The sequence below is a fragment of the Bacteroidia bacterium genome, assembly GCA_033391075.1.
Lineage (GTDB): Bacteria > Bacteroidota > Bacteroidia > J057 > J057 > JAWPMV01.
This window is the reverse complement of record JAWPMV010000001.1, coordinates 1,046,042-1,070,727: the sequence shown is the minus strand read 5'-3', so window position 1 is coordinate 1,070,727 and position 24,686 is coordinate 1,046,042. Positions and strand designations below refer to the sequence as shown.

At 43.4% G+C, this 24,686-nt stretch carries 18 protein-coding genes; 9 read left to right on the top strand and 9 right to left on the bottom strand.

Annotated elements, in window-relative coordinates:
* Positions 1–35: 35 nt before the first annotated feature.
* Entirely contained in the window at positions 36–1,361 is a 1,326-nt protein-coding gene (locus R8P61_04220; GenBank protein MDW3646248.1) for a hypothetical protein, read from the bottom strand.
* Between the two features lie 166 nt (positions 1,362–1,527).
* Between R8P61_04220 and R8P61_04215 the strand changes: the two genes are divergently transcribed.
* On the top strand, positions 1,528–3,468 hold the full coding sequence (locus tag R8P61_04215; GenBank protein MDW3646247.1) for a S8 family peptidase: 1,941 nt from the start codon (positions 1,528–1,530) through the stop codon (positions 3,466–3,468).
* 103 nt (positions 3,469–3,571) lie between these two features.
* On the opposite strand, the gene R8P61_04210 is transcribed toward R8P61_04215, so the two are convergent.
* The gene (locus tag R8P61_04210; GenBank protein MDW3646246.1) at positions 3,572–5,914 is read right to left on the bottom strand and encodes a M1 family metallopeptidase; all 2,343 of its coding nucleotides are present in this window, start codon (positions 5,912–5,914) and stop codon (positions 3,572–3,574) included.
* 254 nt (positions 5,915–6,168) lie between these two features.
* Between R8P61_04210 and R8P61_04205 the strand changes: the two genes are divergently transcribed.
* The 3 genes from R8P61_04205 (at position 6,169) to R8P61_04195 (ending at position 8,857) form a co-directional block, all read left to right on the top strand.
* On the top strand, positions 6,169–7,593 hold the full coding sequence (locus R8P61_04205) for an NAD(P)/FAD-dependent oxidoreductase (GenBank protein MDW3646245.1): 1,425 nt from the start codon (positions 6,169–6,171) through the stop codon (positions 7,591–7,593).
* Between the two features lie 89 nt (positions 7,594–7,682).
* Positions 7,683–8,237, top strand: a complete 555-nt coding sequence (locus R8P61_04200; protein MDW3646244.1) for a hypothetical protein — start codon at positions 7,683–7,685, stop codon at positions 8,235–8,237.
* A gap of 53 nt (positions 8,238–8,290) precedes the next feature.
* Positions 8,291–8,857: a hypothetical protein gene (locus R8P61_04195; protein MDW3646243.1), complete on the top strand. Its 567-nt coding sequence runs from the start codon at positions 8,291–8,293 to the stop codon at positions 8,855–8,857.
* A 7-nt stretch (positions 8,858–8,864) separates the two neighbouring features.
* On the opposite strand, the gene R8P61_04190 is transcribed toward R8P61_04195, so the two are convergent.
* Positions 8,865–9,305, bottom strand: coding sequence for a nuclear transport factor 2 family protein (locus R8P61_04190; protein MDW3646242.1), 441 nt, complete (start codon positions 9,303–9,305; stop codon positions 8,865–8,867).
* Between the two features lie 110 nt (positions 9,306–9,415).
* On the opposite strand from R8P61_04190, the gene gltX reads away from it, so the two are divergent.
* The 3 genes from gltX (at position 9,416) to R8P61_04175 (ending at position 12,834) form a co-directional block, all read left to right on the top strand.
* Positions 9,416–10,951 (top strand): glutamate--tRNA ligase, encoded by a 1,536-nt coding sequence (gene gltX, locus R8P61_04185; protein ID MDW3646241.1) that lies wholly within the window; start codon positions 9,416–9,418, stop codon positions 10,949–10,951.
* A gap of 174 nt (positions 10,952–11,125) precedes the next feature.
* Positions 11,126–11,947 (top strand): hypothetical protein, encoded by an 822-nt coding sequence (locus R8P61_04180; protein MDW3646240.1) that lies wholly within the window; start codon positions 11,126–11,128, stop codon positions 11,945–11,947.
* A gap of 95 nt (positions 11,948–12,042) precedes the next feature.
* Positions 12,043–12,834, top strand: coding sequence for an enoyl-CoA hydratase-related protein (locus tag R8P61_04175; protein ID MDW3646239.1), 792 nt, complete (start codon positions 12,043–12,045; stop codon positions 12,832–12,834).
* A 400-nt stretch (positions 12,835–13,234) separates the two neighbouring features.
* Here R8P61_04175 and R8P61_04170 read toward each other — a convergent pair whose 3' ends face one another.
* Both R8P61_04170 and R8P61_04165 read right to left on the bottom strand, forming a co-directional pair.
* Positions 13,235–14,221 carry an SH3 domain-containing protein gene (locus tag R8P61_04170; GenBank protein MDW3646238.1) on the bottom strand — a complete coding sequence of 329 codons (987 nt, stop codon included), beginning with the start codon at positions 14,219–14,221 and terminating at the stop codon, positions 13,235–13,237.
* A 107-nt stretch (positions 14,222–14,328) separates the two neighbouring features.
* On the bottom strand, positions 14,329–15,048 hold the full coding sequence (locus tag R8P61_04165; GenBank protein MDW3646237.1) for an arylesterase: 720 nt from the start codon (positions 15,046–15,048) through the stop codon (positions 14,329–14,331).
* Positions 15,049–15,207: 159 nt separating this feature from the next.
* Here R8P61_04165 and R8P61_04160 point away from each other — a divergent pair, with 159 nt between their 5' ends.
* Both R8P61_04160 and R8P61_04155 read left to right on the top strand, forming a co-directional pair.
* A complete protein-coding gene (locus R8P61_04160; GenBank protein ID MDW3646236.1) occupies positions 15,208–15,888 on the top strand; it encodes an ABC transporter ATP-binding protein in 681 nt (226 codons plus the stop codon).
* 27 nt (positions 15,889–15,915) lie between these two features.
* On the top strand, positions 15,916–18,483 hold the full coding sequence (locus R8P61_04155) for an FtsX-like permease family protein (protein ID MDW3646235.1): 2,568 nt from the start codon (positions 15,916–15,918) through the stop codon (positions 18,481–18,483).
* A gap of 3 nt (positions 18,484–18,486) precedes the next feature.
* On the opposite strand, the gene R8P61_04150 is transcribed toward R8P61_04155, so the two are convergent.
* From R8P61_04150 to R8P61_04135, 4 genes are all read right to left on the bottom strand, one after another.
* Positions 18,487–19,923, bottom strand: coding sequence for a TonB-dependent receptor (locus R8P61_04150; protein ID MDW3646234.1), 1,437 nt, complete (start codon positions 19,921–19,923; stop codon positions 18,487–18,489).
* A gap of 112 nt (positions 19,924–20,035) precedes the next feature.
* Complete coding sequence (locus R8P61_04145) at positions 20,036–20,932, bottom strand: SUMF1/EgtB/PvdO family nonheme iron enzyme (GenBank protein ID MDW3646233.1); 897 nt, start codon at positions 20,930–20,932, stop codon at positions 20,036–20,038.
* Between the two features lie 45 nt (positions 20,933–20,977).
* Positions 20,978–21,922: a T9SS type A sorting domain-containing protein gene (locus R8P61_04140; GenBank protein MDW3646232.1), complete on the bottom strand. Its 945-nt coding sequence runs from the start codon at positions 21,920–21,922 to the stop codon at positions 20,978–20,980.
* A gap of 343 nt (positions 21,923–22,265) precedes the next feature.
* Positions 22,266–24,638, bottom strand: coding sequence for a sodium-translocating pyrophosphatase (locus tag R8P61_04135; protein MDW3646231.1), 2,373 nt, complete (start codon positions 24,636–24,638; stop codon positions 22,266–22,268).
* Between the last annotated feature and the right edge of the window lie 48 nt (positions 24,639–24,686).

Below are 24,686 nucleotides of genomic sequence, written 5' to 3'. Positions count from 1 at the left end.
AAAGTAGCATCAGCTTTTTTAAATGAAGCACTCAATCATTCTCCCTCATACATAAAAGGCAAAAACACATCAAAAGGTTTGTCAGCACCCATAGGAAAAGGTCGGGAAATGCGAATTTCATTTTCTCCGATTGTACAAGTTTCACAGGACAAATACAGATTCACCCCAAATTGTCCGGTTTCCGGATGGTCGTATTTAAAAAGACTAAAGTCGTCCAGTTTGCTTTCATTTATATAGACGCTCAGGTAGCTCTTGAGACATTCATTCTCGAATGCTTGCTTGGCGATCTTTTTACCGTCTGATTTTGCATCCCCAAATTCTCCACAAAGCTTATCTCTGACTTCCGATTCTCTTCCCATGATAGGTACAAACACCTTTACGAACTTTCCGGAGATTATATCAGATTCCATATTCGCATAGAGGATCAATTGTCCCTTCGATCGTTGGTCCTCGTAAAAAGATTCTTGCATGCCATAATAGGGATGCCCATGCCGACGAAAAGCATCTGCTGCCAGAAAGTATTTTACATCACTTTGGGAAGTTGCTGCAGCTGCAAAAAAGCCCATAAAGATGGCTGCGACCAACATTTGCCCCATATTTTGCTGATTTTTTCCATTGGAGATCAGGGTGTAAATGATGTAGCTGAAAGGTTTGAAAAAGATGGTATAAATCGCTTTGCTAGAAAATAAAAAAATACGGAAGTGATTCTTCTTCACCCATTCTTTATCCCTCAATTGTTTGAGATGAAAAATCCCTCCAGCCAGAGAAGGAATCAGTACAAATAGAAATAGAACTCCAGCTGCCCATCCAAAGGGAATATCAGGCAGGATAAAATGTATTCCACTAGCCACTGCAATGATCACTACCAATAGCATAATGGAAGCGAAAACCACCATGCACATGGCCGAAGCAATGCTAAAGATCAGACTCCCCCGCTGATCCAGCTTATGGCTGAAAGCTTCAATATCGGGAAACTCCTTGAGCATATTTTCATTGAAAGTATCACTGTATGATTCTATGGGCTTGATCCCTTCAGGATATACAGAGCTCAATCCCAGCATCCCTATCCACAGAACCCGGATAAAGAAATGTCCGAGAAATGCGACAATCAGTCCTCCGGCCATGATATAGAGATACATCAGGATCATGCCTATTAGGAAAAATTTATCTTCTGCAAAGGTCGTAAGGCACCAATTGCTGAGCTGGGTGATGAGTTGGGGTAAACTCAGAGAGCCTACAATAGCGATACCGGAGATGATCAGTTCTGCTTGCCAGCTTTCATCCGCCAATTTTCTCAACCAGCCCGAGATCCCGGAAGGCGGGAGAATTTCTGCTTGTTTATCTTCTTGTGCTTCCTTCATTTCAATAGTATTCTTCTAAGTGGATAAGACGCAGGTATTTATAACATATAATCACAATTTCCACTTTATGTTGCTTACAATTTCAATTTACATCAATTTTTCTTGATGACATTTACCTAATAAACCCGATCTAGGTATAAAGCCAAAAATTTAATGCAGGAGACCTATGAATTATCTATTTACTCGAATTGATTTGTCCGGACTATCCAAAGTCCTATTATTAATACTCTCCTTTCCCTTGATTCTCTCTTCCTCCTATGCCGATACACTGGTTATGCAGGAAACACGTGTGGATCAGGTCTGGGATGAATATGGCCTCAGTGGAGACGGGGTTATAATCGCCATTTTGGATCGTGGGATAGACTACGAACACATGGATTTTCGAAATCCGGATGGGAGTACCCGTATCCTATACATCTATGATATGTATGACCCAACAGGAGCAAACGCAGCCGGAAACATCTATGGTGTCGGAACTATCTTCTCTGAGGCAGATATTAATACAGCCCTCACTTCAGGAAACAGGCTTCCCACACGCGATGCAGTAGGCCATGGAACCCCAACTGCAGGTATAGCAGGAGGAAATGGCCGGGCCAGCAATGGACTTTATCAGGGAGTAGCTCCCAATGCCCAATTTATCATCGTGAAAATGGTAACAGAAGGGGCTCCTGCGCATGGCAATGAAGCCGCAGAAGCTGGGCAGCCCGTAGCAGACATTGCAAAAGCCATGGATTTTGTATTGGATAAAGCCGGGGAGGAAAACAAGCCTGTAGTCTTACTGGCCAATTTTGGAAGTATAGGTGGACCGACGGATGGGAGCAGTGATTTTGCCAGAGCCATAGATGCTCGTTTTGGGCCAGGTAAACCGGGAGTTGTTTTTGTAAATGGAACCGGTGATGATGGAGGAGCAGATAATCATGCAGCTAGTACGATCACACAAGGGCAAAGCATCGATCTCGATATTACAAAGGCAGCTGCAGGTTTTCTTCGTTTTAGTCTTTGGTACTCGGATCAGGATCTTTTTGATATCGAAATTATCGGTCCCAATGGCAGCCTGGGAAGCTATACGGCCCCTAATAATTCAAGCCGTGATACTCGAACGGGTACTAATTTTACCTATTACCATAATGGTAGAGATGTAGACTTCTTCAGAGCCACCAGTGCAAAAAGAGAAATACTCATAGACTTTACAGGGCCTGCTGCTAATTATACCATAAGAGTTACGGGAGCTACCATTAATGATGGTTCTTTCGATGCATCCCTCAATCCCGCCAATATATTTGGCGCCAGTCCTAATAAATTCACCACTTTCGTAGAAGCGGGTTCTTCTATCTGGTATGGGGCTACAGCTCAATACAACATCGCCCCCAATTCCTATGTAGTCCGTCAAAACTGGACAGATATCGATGGATTCAGCAGAACTTTTCCTGGAAATCAAGGGGGCTTTGGAAGCCTGTGGACTGGCAGCAGCATAGGTCCTACCTATGATGGCCGATTAGGTACCACAGTAAGCGTTCCTGGCAACACCAATATTGGGGCCTATGGAGTACGCTCCTATTTCAATACCCTTCGCTTCAATGTCATTCAGGGCGGGAATGATCCCTATGGAACCCTGGGCGCAGTAAGTGGAGCAGCGCCAGTACTTACAGGCATAATTGCCTTGATGCTGGAAGCTGATTCCAGCCTGGATGCTTCTCAGATAAAGGACATCCTGCAACGCACCGCCCGAGCTGATAATTTCACCGGAGCCGTTCCCAATCCGACCTGGGGATATGGAAAAGTGGATGCCTATGCAGCACTTACTGAAGTCATCAATCCTACCAGTATATCCCGAGACGAATTGTCCGGTATTTTGGCCGAGCTCAAAACTGTCCCGAACCCCTTTGAGTCACGAACAGAGATCAGCTTCCAATTGCAAAAGGCTTTCGAAGCAGAGATCAGTATTTACAATTTACAGGGACAAAAACTGGAAATCCTCCACAGGGGCTTGCTAAATCCTGGAGAGCATAGATTTGAATGGAAAGCTCGGGAGCATCCTGCGGGGATGTATATCCTTCGGATGGAGATTGAAGGGAGGAGTGTGAATAGGAAGGTATTAAAACGTTAAGAACGTTTTAAGTGCAAGGGTGTTAGGGTGTTAGGGTGTTAATGTGTTAGCGATGAAATAAATCTCTCTAACACATTAACACCCTAATACTTTAAGACCTCAACTATTTCTTCCCACTCTTCGACTTCTCGTCTTCCATTTTCTTGATCATACGATCACGTTGCATAGGGTTTTGTCCCCCTCTACGCTGACGTTGTTTGAAGAGTTCGAAGCGGGTAGGTTGTGGCTTTGGAGGCCAGTGGTTATTGGAAAGATCCGTATCGGCTGTCTCCAGGAAGGGATCCAATTCGATAGAGGCTATCTCTTTTTCAGTTTTGAATACTTTGGTAACTCCACCAGAGTTTAGTTTCCAAAGCTCGGCAGGAATGCGGATTACTTCTGTAGTTCCATCTGTATAAGTAAACTCCATGATTACTGGAGTAACCAATCCACCTTTATTGCTGAATTTGAGTTGATAGAAGTTTTGGCCGGATTCCAGCACTTTCTTTTCCTCATCACTCAAGCCCGCCATATAACGCTCATATTCCTGGCGATCCAGAATAGTTACCTCATAGGGATCATATTCATTATAGAAGTCATTCATATTCGGCAGACGCTCAGTAACGGTCTCCTTGATGTCTTCTTTATTGCGGGTATCTCCAATGAAACGATTTTCAGCACCGGATTTTGCAATGGGTTTTTCGATATCCGGATTTTTGGTATCCAATTGGAACCACTGTACTTCATCCAGGGAAATATCTACATGGTCATTTGTATAGAACCATCCTCTCCAGAACCAGTCCAAATCAACCGCTGAAGCATCTTCCATGGTACGGAAGAAATCGGCAGGACTAGGATGCTTGAACTTCCATCTTTGAGAATACTCTTTGAAAGCATAATCAAATAGTTCTCTTCCCAAAACGGTTTCTCTCAGAATATTCAGGGCCGTAGCAGGTTTAGCATAGGCATTATTTCCGAACTGATAGATTGACTCAGAATTGGTCATGATCGGAGAAATGAAACGTTTGTCTCCTTTCATGTAATCCGTAATCTTATACGCAGGTCCTCTTCGGGAAGGATAATCCCTTTCCCACTCTTGCTCGGTCAGGTACTGGAGGAAAGTATTGAGGCCTTCATCCATCCAGGTCCACTGTCTCTCATCAGAATTTACAATCATGGGGAAGAAGTTGTGTCCAACCTCATGAATAATAACACCGATCATTCCATATTTGGTGCGCTCTGAATAAGTTCCATCTTTCTCCGGACGACCAAAATTGAAACAGATCATCGGATACTCCATACCAATACGAGCAGCATGTACGGAGATCGCAGCAGGATATGGATAGTCGAAAGTGAATTTAGAATAGGTTTTAAGCGTATGAGCTACCACACGAGTCGAATACTTTTCCCAAAGAGGATTTCCTTCTTTTGGATAGTAAGACATCGCCATGACATTTCTATCGCCAAACTTCACGCTCATGGCATCCCAGATAAACTTACGGGAAGAACAGAAAGCAAAGTCGCGTACATTCTCAGCATGGAATTCCCAGGTCTTGGTCTTATCCAGGACTTTGCTTTTCTCTTTTTCACGTGCTTCCTCCTCTGTGACAATGATGATAGGCTCATCAGAACTCTGAGCTTTCTTCCAGCGGCTTCTCTCCGCTGAATTCATCACAGATTTAGGATTCTGTAATACTCCGGTTGCTCCCACGACATGATCAGCAGGAACAGTCAGTTTTACTTTATAATCTCCAAATGGAAGGGTAAACTCTCCTCTTCCTAGAAATTGCTTGTTTTGCCATCCTTCCACTTCATTGTAAACACACATACGTGGGAAGAACTGTGCAATCGTATATAGGTAGTTATCATCTTCTTCGAAGTACTCCATTCCAGAACGTCCTCCGATCTTCATGCGGTCATTGATGTTGTACCACCACTTGATTTTGAAAGAAACGGAAGCTCCTGATTCGAGCGCTTGAGGAAGGTCAATGCGCATCATGGTCTTATTTACCACATGCTTTAGCGGCTTTCCATTGATATCCTGCACATATTCCAGTTTAAAACCTCCGTCGAAATTATTCTCCATCCGATTGTAGCCACCAAAAGACATGCGGCTATTCATCTCACCTGTTCTGATCTTATAAGAATCAGAATCCTTGGCCCGCATATTTTGATCCAGCTGGACCCAAAGGTAAGACAGGCGATCCGGGGAATAGTTATGGTAGGTTATCGTCTCTGTACCAGAAATGGTTTGCTTTGCATCGTCGAGGGCGATATCCATAACATAATCGGCCTCATTTTGCCAGTACTCATTTCCCGGTGCTCCGGAAGCTGTGCGGTAAGAGTTGGGAGTAGGGAGATCCTGCCCCATCTGGCGGAATTTATTTTGATTGGTATTGGGCACTTCCTGTGCAAAGGCGGAAGTCACCCATGCAAGTATCAGGAAAATAGCGCTAAGTCGCTTCATAGTGATTCTGTTGAATTAGTTTAGGAGAGCTAAAATAGAAATAAAGATTATTCTAAATCTGCTGTTTCTGCTAGGAAGTTTCTATTTCAGACAAATCAGAGAAAAATTCAGGCGAATGTCATAGGTAGGACAGCTGAAAGCAGCTGTTTGGGTGTTCTTGTGTTCAGCTGTTCTCGTATTCTTGTGCATATTTGTGTGAGACGGCTTCATTCAAGAACAGGTGGACACCAGAACACTAGAACACATCATTCCTTATGAAAAACTACGACCTCATCATCATCGGCCTGGGTTCTGCCGGTCTCACACTCAGCATCTCTATGGCCAAAGCAGGCTTCAAGGTTTTGGGGATCGACAAGGATGCAAGGAGCATTGGAGGGGATTGCCTTAATTATGGATGTGTGCCAAGTAAAGCCCTGATTCATGTGAGTCGTTTGGTGCATGCATCGAAAAAGACTGAGTCCTTTGGAATCAAGACAAGCGGAAAGGTAGATATCAAAAAAGTAACGGACTACATTTTTGAAAAACAGGAATTGGTTCGGGAGCATGAAAGCCCGGAATATTTGGAAAAGGAAGGAGTCGAACTTGCTTTAGGATGGGCAAAGTTTGTGGATTCGCATACAGTCGAAGTGTCCGGAGAACGGTATAGAGCAAAGCGCATCGTTATTGCAACAGGCTCTGTTCCCCGAAAACTCAATACTAAAGGGATCGAGCAAGTCGAACATTCCTTTACAAATGAGAACATCTTCAAAATCGACTTCCTACCCAAACGATTTCTTTTCGTAGGTGCAGGACCGATCAATTGCGAACTGGGTCAGGCCTTTCATCGATTGGGATCTGAGGTAATCATTGTAAACCGCGGAGATCGAATATTAGGCAGGGAACATCCAAAAGTAAGTTCACTGATGGAGGAAAGGCTTCGGTTGGAAGGAATAGAGATCATAAATGAGGCGGAAGTCTCAGCGTTTGTCAGTAATACACGGGCATTAATCAAAAAAAAGAATGGAGAAGTAAGAGAACTTGATTTTGATGCCTTGATGGTCGGGATTGGTAGAATAGCCAGCATTTCATCTTTATCCGTAGAAAAAGCAGGGATATTGCTGGGTGAAAAAGAGCGCTTGGTCCTTAGTGATACTTTACAAACAAATGTCAAACATATCTATGCTTGTGGGGATGTAGCCGGCAAAGGTCAATTTTCTCATTTGGCCGCCGAACAAGCCTCTATCATCCTTTCCAATTTTTTCATTCCTTTCAAAAAAGCGAAAAGCGGACGTAAACCAATTCCGGCAGTAACCTATACCGAGCCTGAAGTTGCGACATTTGGATATAGGGAGGATGAATTGAAGAAGATGGGAAAGAAATACCAAATCATTGAACACGATATGCACGGAGATCGGGCAACCGTGAGCGATTTTCGATATGGGAAAATCTTGATCTATTTGGAGAAAGGAAAAACCATCCTGGGCGAAAAACTCCTGGGAGGAACTATTGTAGCCCCTCATGCAGGTGAAATGGTCCAGGAATTTATCATGACCCAAAATCAAGGGAAAGGCTTTCTCAATATCATGGGAACTATTCACCCCTACCCTACAGCCACCAATGACGCAAAGGCCGCTTTTCTGGAGCATGTGATTGGAAAGATTGGGCCGAGGCTACAGAAAGTCTTGAAATTCCTTTATTAGGCATAAAGTCATAATACGAACTGATAAATCTCATGTGGAGAAGCTGCATCTGAAGTTATACTTGAAAAAACATTCCAACAGCTTCCATCATGCGTACCTCTATCGTATTATTTCTATTCTCTATTTCTCTCCTTGCCTCCTCTTTCGCCCAGGAACCTATATTCCGTAAACATGCTTCAAGGATCATAGTCAAAATGGTAGAGGGAGTAAAAGTCGAGGGTATCCTCTATGCTGCAAATGATAGCAGTATCTGGGTTTGGGAAGGATTGAAGAAAGTAAAAGCATTGAAACTGGAAGAAAAAAACTTGATTGAAATTCCAGCCAGAAACATCCATAAAATCAAGTTGATATCCAGGCAGGAGATGGAAGTTTTATTGTTTAGTGGTATTGCGATAGGGGCAGTTGGAGGAACGATCTATGGAGAGGAAAACGGCTATGGTGTATTTAGCTCCGTCCCTTTTGGCTTTTTAGGAGGTTTAACAGGGCTTATCATTGCCCTCGTCCCCAATGATATCAAACAAAAAGGAACTCCTTATTTTAGAGATCGACATCTCAAAAAGCTTCAAAAACAACAACTCATTTCGCCCATAAATAAAGAGGATACAAATCAATCAGTTCCTGTGATAAGTCTATCCAGCAATTGAATTTCATCATCTGCTTTGTATATTTATTCCTAATATGAATTAAAGCAGGTATCATGAAACACTTTTCTCTCCTCCTGATATGTCTGTTCCTGTTTGGAAGTATTAACGCTCAGGATTCAGAACAGAAATTCCGAAAAAGAGCCAGCAAAGCTAAGATTGTCCTCAAGAATGGTGAGATCAAACGAGGCATTCTGTTTTCTGTAAGCAGGGAAAGCATTCTTTACTTACCGGACCTTAACAGAAAATCAGACATTGATTGGGAGAATCGTGAATTCAAAGAGATTTCTGTAAATCAGATTGAAAGAATTTCTTTAAAGAAACAAGATCGTTTTCTCCTAAGTCTGGGCATAGGAGTGGGTGTGGGATTGCTGGGAGATCTCATTATCAACCCATCCATCAATGGCAATAGTGGTTTTGATCCTTACAATGTGGTCCCAAATGACGAAGGCCCTCGAATACCTATTTTTTCCGATCTCCCACTCTCAGTTACTATTCCCATCATTTCAGCGATTGTGGGGATTTTCCCTTTTGTAGTAAATATCAAGGGAGTTGAGGCCCTCGATGATCTTCAGTTTAGAAAACTAAATAGGCATGCCTTATTAATTTTCCCCCAAAGATAGGAAGAAGCTATCCACTCGTATGGTCACTCAAAATCAACCATTTTCCTTTTTCTTTTCTCCAAACCAGGGTAAAATGGCCGCTGAGATCTCCGATATCTCTTTTGAGGTGAAATTTGCCCAGCACCCAGGCTGACTTTGGCCCCAGTTTCCTAAATTCTATCATCGTAAAAGTCAGAAAACCCATGGCTTCCTTATTTGGATAGGAGCGTCTATATCGCTCAATGGTTTCCTGCCAGCCATTCTGAACTCCGGAACTGCCGATAAAGAGTAATTCCTCCGATTTCACATAGCCTTCCATAAAACAATCGATATCTCCTTTGTTCCAGCAATCTTCCTGGGCTTTGAAAACCGAACGGATAGCCGCTTCATCTTTTGCAGAAAGCTTTTGTCCTAAGGCTGAGAATTGGAAGAACAGCAAAAAAAGGGCGAAAAGAGTATATTTTTTCATCTTCTTTTTCATCCAAGTTACAGGATTTTTGTCGAGTGCGAAATAATCAGCTATTGCTTTTGAAGCCTTTGCCCCGAATTGCTAACTTGCGCCCCATAAATCATTAGACCATGAGTGTAGTAGTAAGATTTGCACCTAGTCCAACCGGACCTTTACATATTGGAGGAGTCAGAACGGCTCTCTATTGTTATTTGCTCGCCAAACAGCAAGGCGGAAGGTTTATCCTTCGTATTGAGGACACGGATCGTACACGTTTTGTGCCCGGAGCAGAAGAGCATATCAAAGGAGGACTTTCCTGGATAGGAGTAGAACCGGACGAAGGACCAGGCATCGGAGGAGAATTTGGGCCTTACAGACAAAGTGAACGTGCAGCATCCGGTTTATATAAAAAGTTTGCAGACAAACTCCTGGCTGAGGGAAATGCATATTATGCTTTTGATACTTCGGAAGAACTGGATGCTATGCGTGCCAGGCTAAAAGAAGCCGGAAGCAGTGTGCAACAATACAATGCAGCTACCCGTGGCGAGATGAAAAATAGCCTGACTTTATCTAAGGAAGAAGTTGAGAGAAGGCTGGAGGCTGGTGAACGCTATGTAGTTCGGATGAAAATGCCCGAGAATCGGGACATTAGGTTTACCGATATGGTCAGAGGGGAAGTTAGCTTCAACAGCAGCCAACTGGATGACAAGATCCTGCTGAAAGGAGACGGCATGCCAACTTATCACCTGGCAGTTGTGGTAGACGACTACCATATGGGCGTCAGTCATATCATACGGGGAGAAGAATGGGTTTCCTCAACTCCTCTACACATCTGTCTTTATAAAGCCCTGGGTTGGGAAGATAAAATTCCGGTTTTCGTCCACCCTCCACTCATACTCAATCCCAATGGAAAAGGGAAGATGAGTAAAAGGCAAGGAGACAAACTCGGCTTTTCTGTATTTCCTATTGAATGGACAAATCCGGAAACAGGACAACATGCTTCCGGTTTCCGTGAAGACGGCTATTTGCCTGAAGCAATGATAAATTTTCTGGCACTACAAGGCTGGAATCCGGGAAATGATGAAGAGATCATGTCCAAAGATCGTTTGATCGAGCTCTTCAGCCTGGAAAGAATCAACCGCAGCGCCAGTAATTTTGACTTAAATAAACTGAATTGGTTCAACCAAAGCTATATCCGGGAAGTCTTTAGTGAAGAAAAGCTACTCAAATTACTCAAAGAAGACCTTTCCCACAGAGATCTCCCACAAAAAGATGATGTGTATTTGCAGCGTTTTATTGGATTGATGAAAGAAAGGGTTTCCAAGATTTCAGCATTTGCAACAGAAGGGAGCTATTTTTTCCATGCGCCAATTGAGTACAATGAGAAAATGGCGCGAAAACAATGGAAAGAGAATACGCCGGAAATCATGCAGGCTTTGAAAGAGAAATTTGATGCGGCCGCAAGTTGGAACAGAGATGCACTCTATGAGGGCTTTGAATCTTTGGCGGAGGAAAAGGAACTGGGAAAAGGCAGGATTCTTGCTCCACTGAGACTGGCACTCACCGGAGTGCCCGGAGGTCCAGATGCATTTGAAATTGCAGCTTTATTAGGAAAAGCTGAAACTTTCAGCAGAATAGATGCTGCAATTGAAAAGCTGGGTGCATAATTTTATAATATTTATCTGTATTTTGTAACTTCCGTGCAGCAGATTGAGTAGGAATATTGAGAGGTTTATACATGCAAAAACATTTATAACGCTTTGGCAAAGAAGAAGTCTAGGATTCAAAAATTTATCAACTATACACGGGAAGCGTTTTTCTTTCCCGCGCACCTCGCCTCGTTGGCAGTAATTACTACACTTGCTGCACTGGGCATATTTCTGGTACCACAGTTATTTCCATTCAATGAGGGGCTCGCAGTTTCTTCTATCATATTGATGGCTGGAGGACTGGAATTGAGTATCCTGAGTGCAATTAGCCGCAATCCCCGTTTCATCCGGGCGATCAATGCGAAGTACCAAAAGGATATCGATGCCTTTAAGAAAACAAAAACCCTGGTTGATTATTACAATGAACTAAGCCGCGAATCTCAACAAAGGTTTGACAAACTGAGAAATCGTGTGAAGGAAGTGAGAAAAGGTTTCAAGAAAATGAACACCACCATCCCTTCCGTTATAGAGAATTTTATTCGCAAACTCAATGCGATCGAGCTTTCATATGCTCGTCTTCTGTATTTCAAGGATCGATTTCCTGAAATCTCCAATGAAGATGCCATGCATGAAACGGTTACTGAGATTGACAAGCTCAATCAGGAACTTAAAAATGCAGGTAGCCGCCTGAGAAAAATCAAAGAGCAGCGCCTCAAGATTCTGGAAAAACGTATGGACAACTATTACAAACTCCAGGAAAACAAAGAGGTAATCGAAGAGCAATTACAGACCATTGAAGAAATGGTTGAGTACATCAAAGATCAGCCCATCTCCGTTCAGAATACAGAGCGAGAGGATGTAATGATCGAAAATCTCCTCTTCGAAACTGAGCAAACCCAACAGACCATGGAGGAAATAGAAAACCTGATGCAATCAGAATTCTATCCGGGTGTTGTAGATGATTTTGATCTGGGAAGCAGTAATAAGGAATTTGGAGATTCCCTTACAGAATAATTACCCACAAGCTAGGCCTTTCCTTTTATTTCTTAGTATCTTGCTAGCCTATTGACTCAACGTTATTTCTAGCATTTTAAGGTCTAGCAAACCCTATGTACAACACCCTCCACACTGAAAAAAAAGGCCATACCTTTATTATTACAATAAATCGGCCTAAGGTGCTCAATTCTTTAAACTCAGAAGTCTTTACCGAGCTTTCTGATGCCATTTCAACCTTAAAAAACGATCCCGAATTGAAAGGGGCCTATATCACTGGAGAAGGTGACAAAGCCTTTGTTGCAGGTGCAGATATAGGAGAATTTACGACCCTTAGTAGCGAAGAGGCATCTGAACTCTCCCGCCGAGGACAGAAAATCTTTTTTGACATAGAGCAATGCCCCAAACCTATCATCGCAGCGGTGAATGGATTTGCCCTGGGAGGTGGTTGTGAGTTGGCAATGGCCTGTCATATGCGTGTAGGATCCAGGAATGCTAAATTCGGTCTTCCTGAGGTAAAGCTGGGACTTCTACCCGGATATGGAGGTACGCAACGCTTGGCACAACTTATCGGCAAAGGAAAAGCCATTGAGCTTATGATCACTGGCGATATGATCTCCGCAGATACTGCCTACAGATTAGGCCTGGTCAATTATGTTACGACACGTGGCGAGCTGAGGGAAAAATGTGAAGAGATCCTGGAAAAAGCCTATAAACAATCTCCAAAGGCCATAGAGTTAGCGATGGGAGCCCTAAACGCAGGCTATAATGCGAGAAATGGCTACAGCAGCAAAAATGGATATGAGGTAGAAGCCGAAAGTTTTGGCAAAGCCATGGTTTCGGATGATGGAAAGGAAGGAGTAGCTGCTTTCCTCGAAAAAAGAAAAGCGAACTTTACGGGGAAGTAAAATCCCTTAAGATAAAGATAGACTGGCCCTGCCTTTGGTGGGGTCTTTTTTTTGTAGTAGGGTGAAAGGAAGACGTATCCCCTGAGCAAAAGCGAAACGCCTAATTCTATTCAGACACTTCTTTTCCATGGCCTTCATGAGCGTTGAGGAAAGACGGAGGGGAAAGGCTTAGACCCTTCGACGGGACTCAGGCTGACTCCAATAGTTCAACCTAAACAGCCTTGGCATTGCGAACAAACTGAGTCAATCTCCTTACACTAAATTGTTTACGCTGACTCAAGGAGATTGCTTCGCCGGAGATTCCGGCTCACAATGACAGCTAGTTGCTGTTAAGGCTCCAGTCCAAAAACAAAAAAGGCGACGAAAATATCGCCGCCTTTTTCATTCGTAATTCTTTCAATTATTGTACTGCTTCTTCCAACTTCTTGGAAGTGAAATAGCCATAGATCCAACCTTCTTGTCCATCCTTCTCCACCAGGTACCAGTAATCATTCATATTTCTGATTTCGGTACGCGCCCCTCTCTCAAGGATATTGCAAATATCCCCGGACTGAAGTTTAAATAGAATATTGTCAGCTTCAGAATCTGCCTCACTGCGGACATTGAGGTTGTCCGTTGTAACCATCAACTGATTAGCAGGTAAAGCCGTCATCTGCTTTACTTCTTCTAGTTTATTGTTGACAATACTCATCAAAGGAGATTCTCCAAAAAGGGTATTCTTGCTCAGGTTTTCCAGTTTTTCTGCCTGAGTGATAGGATTCTTTTCTAATAAGGCACGCGAAAACATGATCGCAACATTTACATCCACCTCATCTGTACTGAAATTCGTATTTTCTTTAATCCAGCCTTTCTTCTTCTTTTCCTGTCCAAAAACTTCCATCCAACCTTCCGTTTCGGAATCATTAACAACAGCGAAAATCTCTCCGCGCTCAAACTGCTTTCCATCGAATGTCGTAAGGTCTGGACGAGAATAAACATCTACCGTACCCGTTGCAGCTGCTCTTTGTGCATTTACCGCAAAGAGATAGTCATAAGACCATCCAACTTTCCCATCTGAAAGTTCCATCTCGAGATAATTCCTGTCTCCTGCTTCCTCAGCCTTTCCTGTCAAAGTTACTACCTCTCCAAAACTCATACCTGCCAACCATTTGGCATCCTTTCCCCTACCTGGCATAGAACGCAAACCCGCTTGTGGCCACAAACAAATTCCCAATTGAATTTCATTAGCTGCCGGAACCTCCCTGCTACTTTCTGTGCTGGTTTCAGTAGAACCGACTGTTGATTCCGTCCCGGCTTCTGCACTGGAAGTGGACGCTTTATCATCACAGGCAAGAAAAAACAAGCAGCTGGAAAGGGTAAAAATTAGTAAAGTCTTGAAGGGTTTCATGTTAGATGTGTTTATGATGCAATAATAGTGATTTATGAGTCGATTTGGTAAAAGCACCCTTCATAAATCCTCCATTGTCTGTATTCTCAGGTATTGGCTTGGAAGGCCTAATTTACTTCCTCTATCATATCCTTCAAAATTGCCCAAAGATTTTCTGCAACAATTTGGTGGCCTTCTTCTGTTGGATGAATGGCATCAGACTGATTCAATTCTGCTTCGCCGGCAACTCCCTCAAGTAAAAATGGCATAAGAACCGCATCATTATCCTCAGCCAATTTGGGATAGATCGAACGAAAATCCTCGGTATAGGCTTCTCCCATATTAGGAGGTGCTTCCATGCCCGTCACCAACAATTTCACATCCGGATAGCTCTCTCTTACAGTCTCAAGAATGATTTGAAGGTTATCGTGAGTAGCTCCAGGATTGATCCCCCGCAAACCATCATTTGCCCCCAGTTCGAGCACAAATATATCCACGGGTTGCCGCATCATCCATTTTATCCGGCCTTTTCCATCTGAACTGGTTTCTCCACTGATTCCTCCATTGATCACCTCATAGGGCAATTCTAATTCTTCCAACTTCCTCTGGATCAGGCCAGCGAATCCGTCCATAGGATTGTCCAGGCCATATCCAGCGGTCAAACTATTGCCAAAAATGAGGATTTTCTTTTTTGCATCCTGCTCGGAAGCCTCTTGAGTAGATTGAGATTCCTTCATGCGTATCGTCTGATCTTCTGTTTCCTCTTCTTTTGCTTGAGAATTGTCTGTACTTCCGGCACAAGCCCACATGATTAGGACTAAAATGGGAAAAAAGACGTATTTTTTCATCTTATCTGCTTTTTTTCAAAGGTAAACGAAACTTATAAGAATTCCTTCAGTTTAAGTATCAGAGAAATAGAACTAATTTGGAATAAATTTCCTCATACCGATGTCTATCTTCTAATGCTTCACACTAATCCCATTTAAAAGACATAATCCGATCGTTTCATGGATTCAATTTTACGCGTAGAAAACCTAAGTAAATCCTATCCCAGTGGTGATTCACTCCTAACCGTTCTAAAAAACATTCATTTTGACGTAGCTCCCGGTAGCAAAATGGCTATTGTTGGGCCCTCTGGAAGTGGTAAAACGACTTTATTGGGTCTCTGTGCCGGTCTCGATAAGGCAAGTACCGGCGACATTCAATTGCACGGCTCCTCTTTGGCAAGTTTGAATGAGGATCAGCGAGCAGCTATCCGGAATGAATATGTAGGCTTCATTTTCCAAAATTTTCAGCTAATTCCTACCCTGACTGCTTTGGAAAATGTGATGGTCCCACTTGAATTGCAAGGGAAGAGTGGAGCAGAAGAAGTCGCAAGAGAATTATTGACCCGGGTAGGTCTGGGGGATCGATACCATCATTATCCCAGCCAGCTTTCGGGTGGTGAGCAACAAAGAGTAGCTCTTGCCAGAGCTTTTTCCAATCGGCCCCGCATCCTTTTTGCAGATGAACCTACAGGAAATCTCGATGATGAAACCTCTGCACAGGTAGAAGCCCTGATGTTTGAACTCAATCAGGAAGCCGGTACAACCCTCATCATTGTTACCCATGATCCCGAATTAGCAGAAAAAACCGACCGCATCATCCGTTTGAAAGGCGGAGAGATCGTTTCAGATAGTGTAGCTTAAATCCGGCCCCAAATTTTATCCCAAAACATGAGCGATCTTTCTCCTCAACAAAACAAAAGAAATAGCCTCGCATGGGCCTTCAAGATGGCCTATCGGGACAGCCGCAGAAGTCGGTCCCGACTTATTCTTTTTACCGGTTCGATTATTCTCGGAGTAGCAGCTCTGGTTGCCATCAATACTTTTGGAGATAATCTTCGAAAAGATATCAATGAGCAATCCAAAGAACTTCTTGGAGCTGATCTGGTAATTCAAAGCAATCAGGCCTTTACGGATTCCGCCAATATTCTCCTAGAGGATTTTGAAGGACCGAGTTCTGATGAATACGCCTTCAGTTCGATGGTACTCTTTCCCAAAACCGGAGATACACGTGCCGTTCAGGTCAGAGCCATAGAAGACGGTTTCCCCTTTTTCGGAAAATTTGAAACGGTACCAGAGTCTGCAGGTCAGGAGTTCCGAGAGGAAAAGAAAGCCCTGGTAGATCAAACCCTGATGATGCAATACAATGCCAAAGTCGGGGATTCGATCAAGATTGGAAATGTAGTCTTCGAAATCGCAGGCAAACTGTTGCAGGTGCCGGGGCAGGTGCAGATGATGAGCATGGTATATGCTCCTGTCTACATCCCTATGCAATACCTCGACAAGACTTCTTTGATCAAAAAAGGAAGTAGAGTTACCTATAAGCGCTATTTTTCTTTAGGGGGAAATACCCCGAGCGAAGAAGCCCTGAATGAGATGCGTCCCAGATTTCGGGAACTGCGATTACGATATGATACGGTCGAAGAAAGAAGGGAGGACTTTGGAGATGCATTCGAAGGTCTGACTCGATTCTTAAATCTGGTTGCCTTTGCAGCTCTGCTTTTGGGATGTGTTGGCGTCGCGAATTCTGTACATGTATATATAAAAGATAAACTTTCCACGGTTGCTATCCTCAGATGTTTGGGTGCAGAAGGAGGCTCTACTTTTAGCATGTACCTCATTCAAATACTCTTTATGGGATTGGTGGGTTCTGTACTTGGAGCCTTACTGGGAAGTGCCTTGCAGGTAATTCTCCCTATGATTCTGCGAGAATTCCTGCCTATTAGTGCCAGCAGTAATATTTCCCTTCCGGCTATGGGAGAAGGAATTGCCGTGGGTATGGGCATTGCGGTACTTTTTGCTCTGCTACCTCTGCTAGCAATCAGAAGGGTTTCTCCCTTGATGACATTGCGAGCTTCCAGCGATTCCGGCTCTGGAAAAAGAGATATTTGGAACTGGTTGGTAATTTTGGGAATCGGTCTTTTCATTTGGGGATTTGCATATTTGCAGATCGGCGAAATTCAGGAATCCCTGGTTTTTGTCGGTGCTATGGCTTTGGGCTTTCTTATTCTCGCGGGAGCAGCTTATGCAGTGATGTTCTTGCTCAAGCGATTCTTCCCCAGAAACTGGAGTTTTGTTTTCCGCCAAAGTATTGCCAATCTTTTCCGCCCCAATAACCAAACCCTCATCATGGTAGTGGCTATCGGAATGGGTACTGCCTTGATCACCACCCTCTTTTTCATGCAGGGAATGCTGGTCAAAAATATTGCCTTAAGTGATCAGGGACAAAGACCGGATATGGTTGTTTATGATGTAGGTCCGGAAGATGTAGCCGAGATTACAAAGCTGATGGAGACCTATGATTTTCCTGTGGTACAGGATGTTCCTTTAGTGACGATGCAGCTGGCAGAGTGGAAAGGGAGAAGCAGGAGAGAATTATTGAAAGATACTACGCGTACAGTTCCCAGAGGTGGAACCCTGAATAGAGAATATCGCGTAACCTTCAGAGATAGCATCATTGACTCGGAGGAAGTAGTTAAAGGCAAATGGATAGGCGAAATAAAAAATCCCGGGGACAGCATATTTATCTCGGTTGAGGAAGGTTTTGCTCAAAGATCCCTCAAAGTCGATATAGGAGATGAGGTAGTATTTGATGTCAGTGGTCTAAAATTAAAGACTTATATAGGAAGTTTCCGCAAAGTTGATTTCCAACGAGTACAAACCAATTTCATAGTTCTCTTTCCAAAGGGAGTTTTGGAGGAAGCCCCTCAATTCAGGGTCCTTATTACCAAAACCAATTCGAATGAAAATTCGGCTAAATTTCAACGTGCACTAGCCGAGAATTATCCGGATGTATCAGTTATTGATTTGGCCCTGATTCTGAAAGTGGGGAAAGAGATATTGGAGAAAGTTTCCTTCGTAATTCAGTTTATGGGATTCTTTAGTATCAGCATTGGCTTGCTGGTCCTGATAGGATCGGTGATCAATAGTAAATACCAGCGGATCAGAGAGTCTGTGCTATTGAGGACACTGGGAGGAAGCCGGCGGAAAATTCTCATGATCAATGCCTGGGAATATATCTTTTTGGGATTTCTGGCTGCCCTTACCGGTATCTTGTTGGCTTTGGCTGCTAGTTGGGCATTGGCGAAGTTCAGTTTTGAGATCGAATATGCACCCGATTTGGGTCCAGCAGTGGGTATCCTGATAGGCATCATTGTCCTAACCGTAGGTATAGGCATGCTGAATATCCAGGGAATCATGAGTAAGTCTCCGCTGGAGGTATTGCGAAGAGAAGTATAGACTTTATTTTAAGGCTCTGCTTTTGGCTCCTGCGGGGCTTTGGTATCCGAATAGTCCTTCTGCCTTAATGGCTCTTTCTACTTCAGGAGGAACCATTTTTTCCCAGCCTTCTTCTCCTTGTTTGATCATGGAAAGGACGGCATCAGAAGTGATGTGTAGCAGGTCGGGATCAACTCCCCGTATGTCTTCTACTTTATTGCTGGAGAAAATGTACTGGAAAAGGTAATGCAATTCCTCTTTCGGCAACTTAAAATTCTTACAGGTATAAAGCTCCTGTGAGTAATCGGCCAGTGCTGGATAGACATACATTTTGATATTTGCTCCGAATAGGGTTCCAAATGATTCGAGGATTCCCCCTTTCAGATTGCTGTAGTAATGCTCATCAAATACCTGCTCGAGATTGTAGACACCGAGTGCAATTCCAATCTTCTTCTTGCGGGTATATTGGGTGAAATAGGAAACCAGTTTGTAATACGCATGATAACTGGAAACCATGACCATTATGCCCATAGAACGCAGCATATCTACTCGATCCAGGAAATCATCATCATCGATTTTCCCTTCTGCCGTGAGATTATTGAGGGTTAGTTCTGCGATGATAAGGGTATCTTCTTCTTTTACGTCCTCTTCCTCTAGAAACTGGGCCTTGGCAGATTTTAGCATATCCAGATTGACCAGAGTAGCCGGTCTGAATCGCCCGCGCAGCACAAGAATATTCTTTTTGTAGAGGACATCTGCCACATGCAGTACGTTCCCATCAGCTCCAAACATCGCTGCTCTGGTCATATTATTCTTCACCAGTTTCAGGCTAAGAAGACGATTATCCACCCAGTCAAAATTAGGACCAGTCAGACTGAACATATCGACATCAATACGATCTGGAGAAAGGCCTTCCATCAGGCATCTCAGGAAAGCATCCGTATCATGGGGATAATGGTAGCAGGCGTAGATAAGATTGACTCCAATGATACCAACGGCTTCCTGCTGCCAAAGGGTCTCGCTATCCCGCATCACCACATGCATGATCACATTATTGGGAGGCGTCTCGGGACTCAACTGAAAGCGAACACCAATCCAACCATGGCCCTGATTGGTCTTTTTATAATTCAGGGCTTCGATGGTATTGGCCATGGCAAAGAAACAGGTGGTATCTCCAATTTCTGTCAGGCGTTCTTCCAACAAACTGAACTCATGCTCCAGCATGCTTTCCATACGGGTACGACTGACATATCTCTTGGATTTCCCATAAATGGCATCGCTAAACTTCATATCATAGGCAGACATGGTTTTTGCGATGGTTCCAGAAGCCCCGCCAGCTTTAAAAAAGTGGGCAGCGGTCTCCTGTCCTGCACCTATCTCGGCAAATGAACCATACCAATGAGGGTTCAAATTGATCTTGAGTGCTTTTTCCCGAGTAGTCAGTGCACGAAAATTATCCATAGTATGGGCGCTGTTCTGTTAATGAAGCCTAAAAATACTCAAAGCAAACAGATTTTCTAGGCATTTCTTTTGAGACGAAAACATGGGGAAAAAGTCATGTTAGTGATCCTGCTCATAATCTCCTTAGGATTCTAAAGCCCGCAACTATAGTCCCGACCTTGGGATCCATATAGTCTCTATTGGTCAGGCGACAATCGCTTTCTTTATCCATCCATGAACCTCCTCGCATTATCCGACTGTTATAAAGATCGCTGCCTTTGGGGTTTATGAGCGAAGATTCTTTATAATAATCGACTTTGTACCAATCATGACACCATTCACGCACATTTCCTGACATATCGTAGATTCCCAACTTATTGGGCTTCAGCTGAGCGACTTCTTTGGTAGTATTACCTGAATTGATATCATACCATCCCACTTCTGCCATAAGCTTAGAGCCGGAATACAATTGCTTTTTCCCCAATTTACCTTCACTCGCCGCATACTCCCATTCTGCCTCAGTAGGAAGTCGGTATCCATTTGCCTGAAAATTGGTTCCTCCATATCCTTCTCCCATTATATAAACGCTTTCCAGACCTTCTTTCTTACTAAACCAATTGCAGTAGCGAATAGCATCAAACCAGCTCACATTAATCACAGGATGCTTGCCCCTCCCCCATCCTGCATCTCTTACTTTTGGAAGGGAGTTCTCCTCACAAAATTGGTCGTATTCCTCAAATGTTACTTCTTGTTTCCCCATAAGGAAATTATTGAGGATCACCGGATGTATGGGAAATTCATCGTATTCAGTTTCTCTTCCCATACCCCCCATTTTATAGCGACCTCCCTGGACAAAAACCAGAGATTCAGGGATTTGTTTCAGGAATTCTTTATCTGGAAGAAGGGTGTCAATGCTTGAGTAATCCTCCTCAGCTGCTGATCTGGGCTTTAGGAAAAAGTTATACGCCAGCATGAGGATAAACAAAAGGATCAGGAGACTGATCCCTGTTTGTATGTGCCGGCTTTTCATGCTTGAATATAGAGAAAGGTCGGCGAAAAAGCCCATTTGGGAATACTATTCCTTTTGAAAGGCCTTAGAAATCTGGTATTCTCTATTTTGGTCTTTTAAGGTCATCATATATTGTCCGGGAGTTAAACTGCCCGTATATAGGGTAGTATCCTGGGCTTTTATTTCAAACTCCTGACTAAATATCGTACTGCCTTGCAAATCCATGACTGTAAGTTGAAACATCTTCCCCTTTTCTTCATCCAGGCTGATATGCACAAGGTCTCGGACAGGGCTGGGATATAATTGAATTTCTGGGGAGAGGCTTTTATCCAGATTAAGTGACAATAAGTCAGAATGGACATAATTTCCCTTCAAATCTTTTTGACTGAGCCTGTAATAGAAAAATTCTTCTCGAGCTCCGGCATCGATATAGGTATAATGCCTCGGATTATCGCTATTACCAGCTCCAGGTATTTGGGCAATTTTTTCAAAAGTCAATCCATCAGTACTCCGTTCTATTTCGAAATATGCATTGTTCAATTCAAAAGTAGTTGCCCAATCCAGGCGAACCTTATGCCGACCCGTTTGCTCAAGTCCCAGCTCCAACCATTCAATATGGAAAATGCTAACTCCTACTTTCACTATTGCCAGCCAGTCATTCTTGTCTGGTGCGTGCAGGGTATTTTCTTTTAAGAGGCCCTCTTCTCCCATTTCCCTGTTTCGGGGATTGTACCAGCGGATCGTATTATTGAATCCCCGAATCTCCTCCAATTGCGTACTTCCTCCATTGGGCAAATAAATAGCATAGGTACTTTTATTCTCATTTCTCAGGACGAAATCCAAGGTATCGGAAGATTCATTATGTGCAAGAATCAATGGGGGAGCATAGCGTGAAATAAGATTGGTAAAAACCCTCAGGGCAGGACCGTCATTAGCTTCTCCTTCAATCCCTTGAGCCAGGAGAAAATGGGCAGAGATAAGGAGAGAGAAGGTAATGCTGAAACGAAGCATAGGACTACTGTTTAATGTTTTGTTCGTGTAAAAAAAATAGGAATAGAAGCAAAGCCTCTCCTAAGCCTTTTAGATAAAATTGCATTCGCAGATGTTCCTGACTTACCCCAAATTGCAGGCCATTAAAAGTACGTAGTCCCCTTTTTCACTGCTTACTTGCTCCTGAATTTCTCTTACATGCGTCAATAAACAAGTATTGCGCAATGGATAAATAATCTTCCCCTTTTTGCTTGAAATAAAAGAAAGATCCTCTTTTTCCAGTCTATTTTCCCCTTTCTGCTTACTTAAGCAAAAAGGGCCTTCCAAATTGGAAGGCCCTTTTCAATATTTCTAAAATCCTATACTAGCAGTCGCTGGTATTCAGATTCTTTTCTTCGATAAGATTGAGATTAGAAAGAACAGCTTGAGTAATTTCAAAAGTTCTTCCTTCTTCAGTGCTCTCTAAAACCACCTCTTCACTCACTTCCTCAGCTTCAGCTGGCAATACAATTTCTACTTTATTAGCAGGAATCAATTCAGCTTCTGCATCTCCATTCATACTTGCTAGGGTAGGTGCAATTACCAATGCAACTACAGACATAAGTTTTAGCAGGATATTGAGAGAAGGACCAGAAGTATCTTTGAAAGGATCACCAACGGTATCACCTACAACAGCAGCCTTATGTGGCTCAGAACCTTTGTAGTATTTTTCACCATTGATATCAACTCCTTCTTCAAACATCTTTTTAGCATTGTCCCAGGCACCACCAGCATTTGACTGGAAGATCGCCATCAATACCCCGGCAGAAGTTACCCCTGCCAGAAGACCCCCTAACATTTCAGCTCCACCTGCAAATCCAACAAGTACTGGTACTACGATCGCCAATACACCAGGAACAACCATTTCTTTAATAGAAGCAGCAGTTGAGATTTCCACACACTTAGAATATTCAGCTTTTCCATCAGCAGCATCAAAAATAGCTCTGTCTTCTGGAGTAGCATTCGTAAGGTCGGAATCATATTTCTTCATAATATCCAATGCTGCTCTCAATTCAGGGATCGCGTCAAACTGACGTCTTACTTCCTGAATCATGGCCATAGCTGCGCGACCTACTGCATTCATTGCCAAAGCAGAGAAAACAAAAGGAAGCATAGCACCAATCAAAAGACCGGACATTACTTTAGGCTGAGCGATATCGATAGTGGTAATTCCTGCTTGTTGCATAAAGGCAGCGAAAAGTGCGAGAGCAGTCAATGCTGCAGAAGCAATCGCAAATCCTTTTCCGATAGCCGCAGTGGTATTTCCTACTGCATCCAGTTTGTCTGTGCGTTGACGAACTTCTTTTGGAAGCTCAGCCATTTCCGCGATACCTCCGGCATTATCAGAAATAGGTCCGTATGCATCAACTGCAAGTTGGATACCTGTATTGGCCAACATTCCTACAGCAGCAATTGCAATTCCGTACAAGCCTGCAAAGTGGTGAGAGATCATGATGGCAGCTGCGATCAATAAGATCGGAATAGCTGTGGACATCATCCCTACTCCTAATCCAGCAATGATATTGGTTGCAGATCCCGTCAGAGATTGTTTAACAATGCTATTAACCGGCTTGGTACCGGTTCCTGTATAATACTCAGTAACTTTTCCTACAGCCAATCCAGAAAGAAGTCCGGTAATAACTGCAATGAATACTCCCATAGCCGAATACTCGGTTCCATTGTGAGACCAACTCTCAGGAAGCATATTAACAATGATGATGTAAGAAGCTAAAAGCATCAAACCACCAGAAAGAAACTCACCCGTGTTGAGGGCTTTATGAGGACTTCCTCCTTCACTTACTCTAACAAAGAAAGTACCGATGATAGATACTACGATCCCTACAGCAGCCAGAGTCAAAGGAAGCAAGATAGCTCCTAATCCGCCGAACTGACTGGCAAATTCTGGTACTGCGATAAAGGCACTACCTAAAACCATTGTACCTATGATTGAACCTACATAAGACTCAAAAAGGTCAGCACCCATACCAGCAACATCACCCACATTGTCTCCAACATTATCTGCGATAGTAGCAGGGTTCAGGGGATGGTCTTCAGGAATACCCGCTTCTACTTTACCTACAAGGTCAGCACCTACGTCAGCAGCTTTGGTATAAATACCTCCACCCACACGAGCGAAAAGTGCAATAGAAGAAGCACCCAGAGAGAAACCGGAAAGTACATTCAGTACAATCGTGATTGAATTAACAGAGTTATCAGCAGCCTGGAAACCCATGCTCTGATAAGCAATAAACAGTATGCTGAGACCAAGAACCCCCAGTCCTACAACACCTAATCCCATTACAGATCCACCAGCGAAAGCAACTTCAAGTGCTTTGCCCAGTGAGCTTCTGGCAGCGTTTGTAGTACGAACGTTGGCTTTGGTAGCTACACGCATACCGATAAAACCAGCCAATGCTGAACAAATAGCACCGATGATGAAAGAAACTGCTACCCACCAGTTAGAACCCGCTTCATTGGATCCTTTTATAGCCAGCAACACAGCTACCCCTGCCACAAAGAAGGCCAAAACCCTGTACTCTGCTTTGAGGAAAGCCATTGCTCCATCGGCAATGTTTTTTGCAATAGTAGCCATCTTTTCATCACCTACTTCTTGTTTGGAGACCCAGGATGAACGTATAAACGTATAGAGCAGGCCCAGGACACCCGCAATTGGCAAGAAATAAACTAATGATTCCATGTAATTTTTGTAAAGTTGCGATTGAGTCTATAACTCTATTTATTGATA

Bases quoted from the DNA above. Each gene is read 5' to 3' on its own strand.
- R8P61_04220 (MDW3646248.1), bottom strand. From the start codon at position 1,361: ATGAAGGAAGCACAAGAAGATAAACAAGCAGAAATTCTCCCGCCTTCC.
- R8P61_04215 (MDW3646247.1), top strand. From the start codon at position 1,528: ATGAATTATCTATTTACTCGAATTGATTTGTCCGGACTATCCAAAGTC.
- R8P61_04210 (MDW3646246.1), bottom strand. From the start codon at position 5,914: ATGAAGCGACTTAGCGCTATTTTCCTGATACTTGCATGGGTGACTTCC.
- R8P61_04205 (MDW3646245.1), top strand. From the start codon at position 6,169: ATGAAAAACTACGACCTCATCATCATCGGCCTGGGTTCTGCCGGTCTC.
- R8P61_04200 (MDW3646244.1), top strand. From the start codon at position 7,683: ATGCGTACCTCTATCGTATTATTTCTATTCTCTATTTCTCTCCTTGCC.
- R8P61_04195 (MDW3646243.1), top strand. From the start codon at position 8,291: ATGAAACACTTTTCTCTCCTCCTGATATGTCTGTTCCTGTTTGGAAGT.
- R8P61_04190 (MDW3646242.1), bottom strand. From the start codon at position 9,305: ATGAAAAAATATACTCTTTTCGCCCTTTTTTTGCTGTTCTTCCAATTC.
- gltX (MDW3646241.1), top strand. From the start codon at position 9,416: ATGAGTGTAGTAGTAAGATTTGCACCTAGTCCAACCGGACCTTTACAT.
- R8P61_04175 (MDW3646239.1), top strand. From the start codon at position 12,043: ATGTACAACACCCTCCACACTGAAAAAAAAGGCCATACCTTTATTATT.
- R8P61_04170 (MDW3646238.1), bottom strand. From the start codon at position 14,221: ATGAAACCCTTCAAGACTTTACTAATTTTTACCCTTTCCAGCTGCTTG.
- R8P61_04165 (MDW3646237.1), bottom strand. From the start codon at position 15,048: ATGAAAAAATACGTCTTTTTTCCCATTTTAGTCCTAATCATGTGGGCT.
- R8P61_04160 (MDW3646236.1), top strand. From the start codon at position 15,208: ATGGATTCAATTTTACGCGTAGAAAACCTAAGTAAATCCTATCCCAGT.
- R8P61_04155 (MDW3646235.1), top strand. From the start codon at position 15,916: ATGAGCGATCTTTCTCCTCAACAAAACAAAAGAAATAGCCTCGCATGG.
- R8P61_04150 (MDW3646234.1), bottom strand. From the start codon at position 19,923: ATGGATAATTTTCGTGCACTGACTACTCGGGAAAAAGCACTCAAGATC.
- R8P61_04145 (MDW3646233.1), bottom strand. From the start codon at position 20,932: ATGAAAAGCCGGCACATACAAACAGGGATCAGTCTCCTGATCCTTTTG.
- R8P61_04140 (MDW3646232.1), bottom strand. From the start codon at position 21,922: ATGCTTCGTTTCAGCATTACCTTCTCTCTCCTTATCTCTGCCCATTTT.
- R8P61_04135 (MDW3646231.1), bottom strand. From the start codon at position 24,638: ATGGAATCATTAGTTTATTTCTTGCCAATTGCGGGTGTCCTGGGCCTG.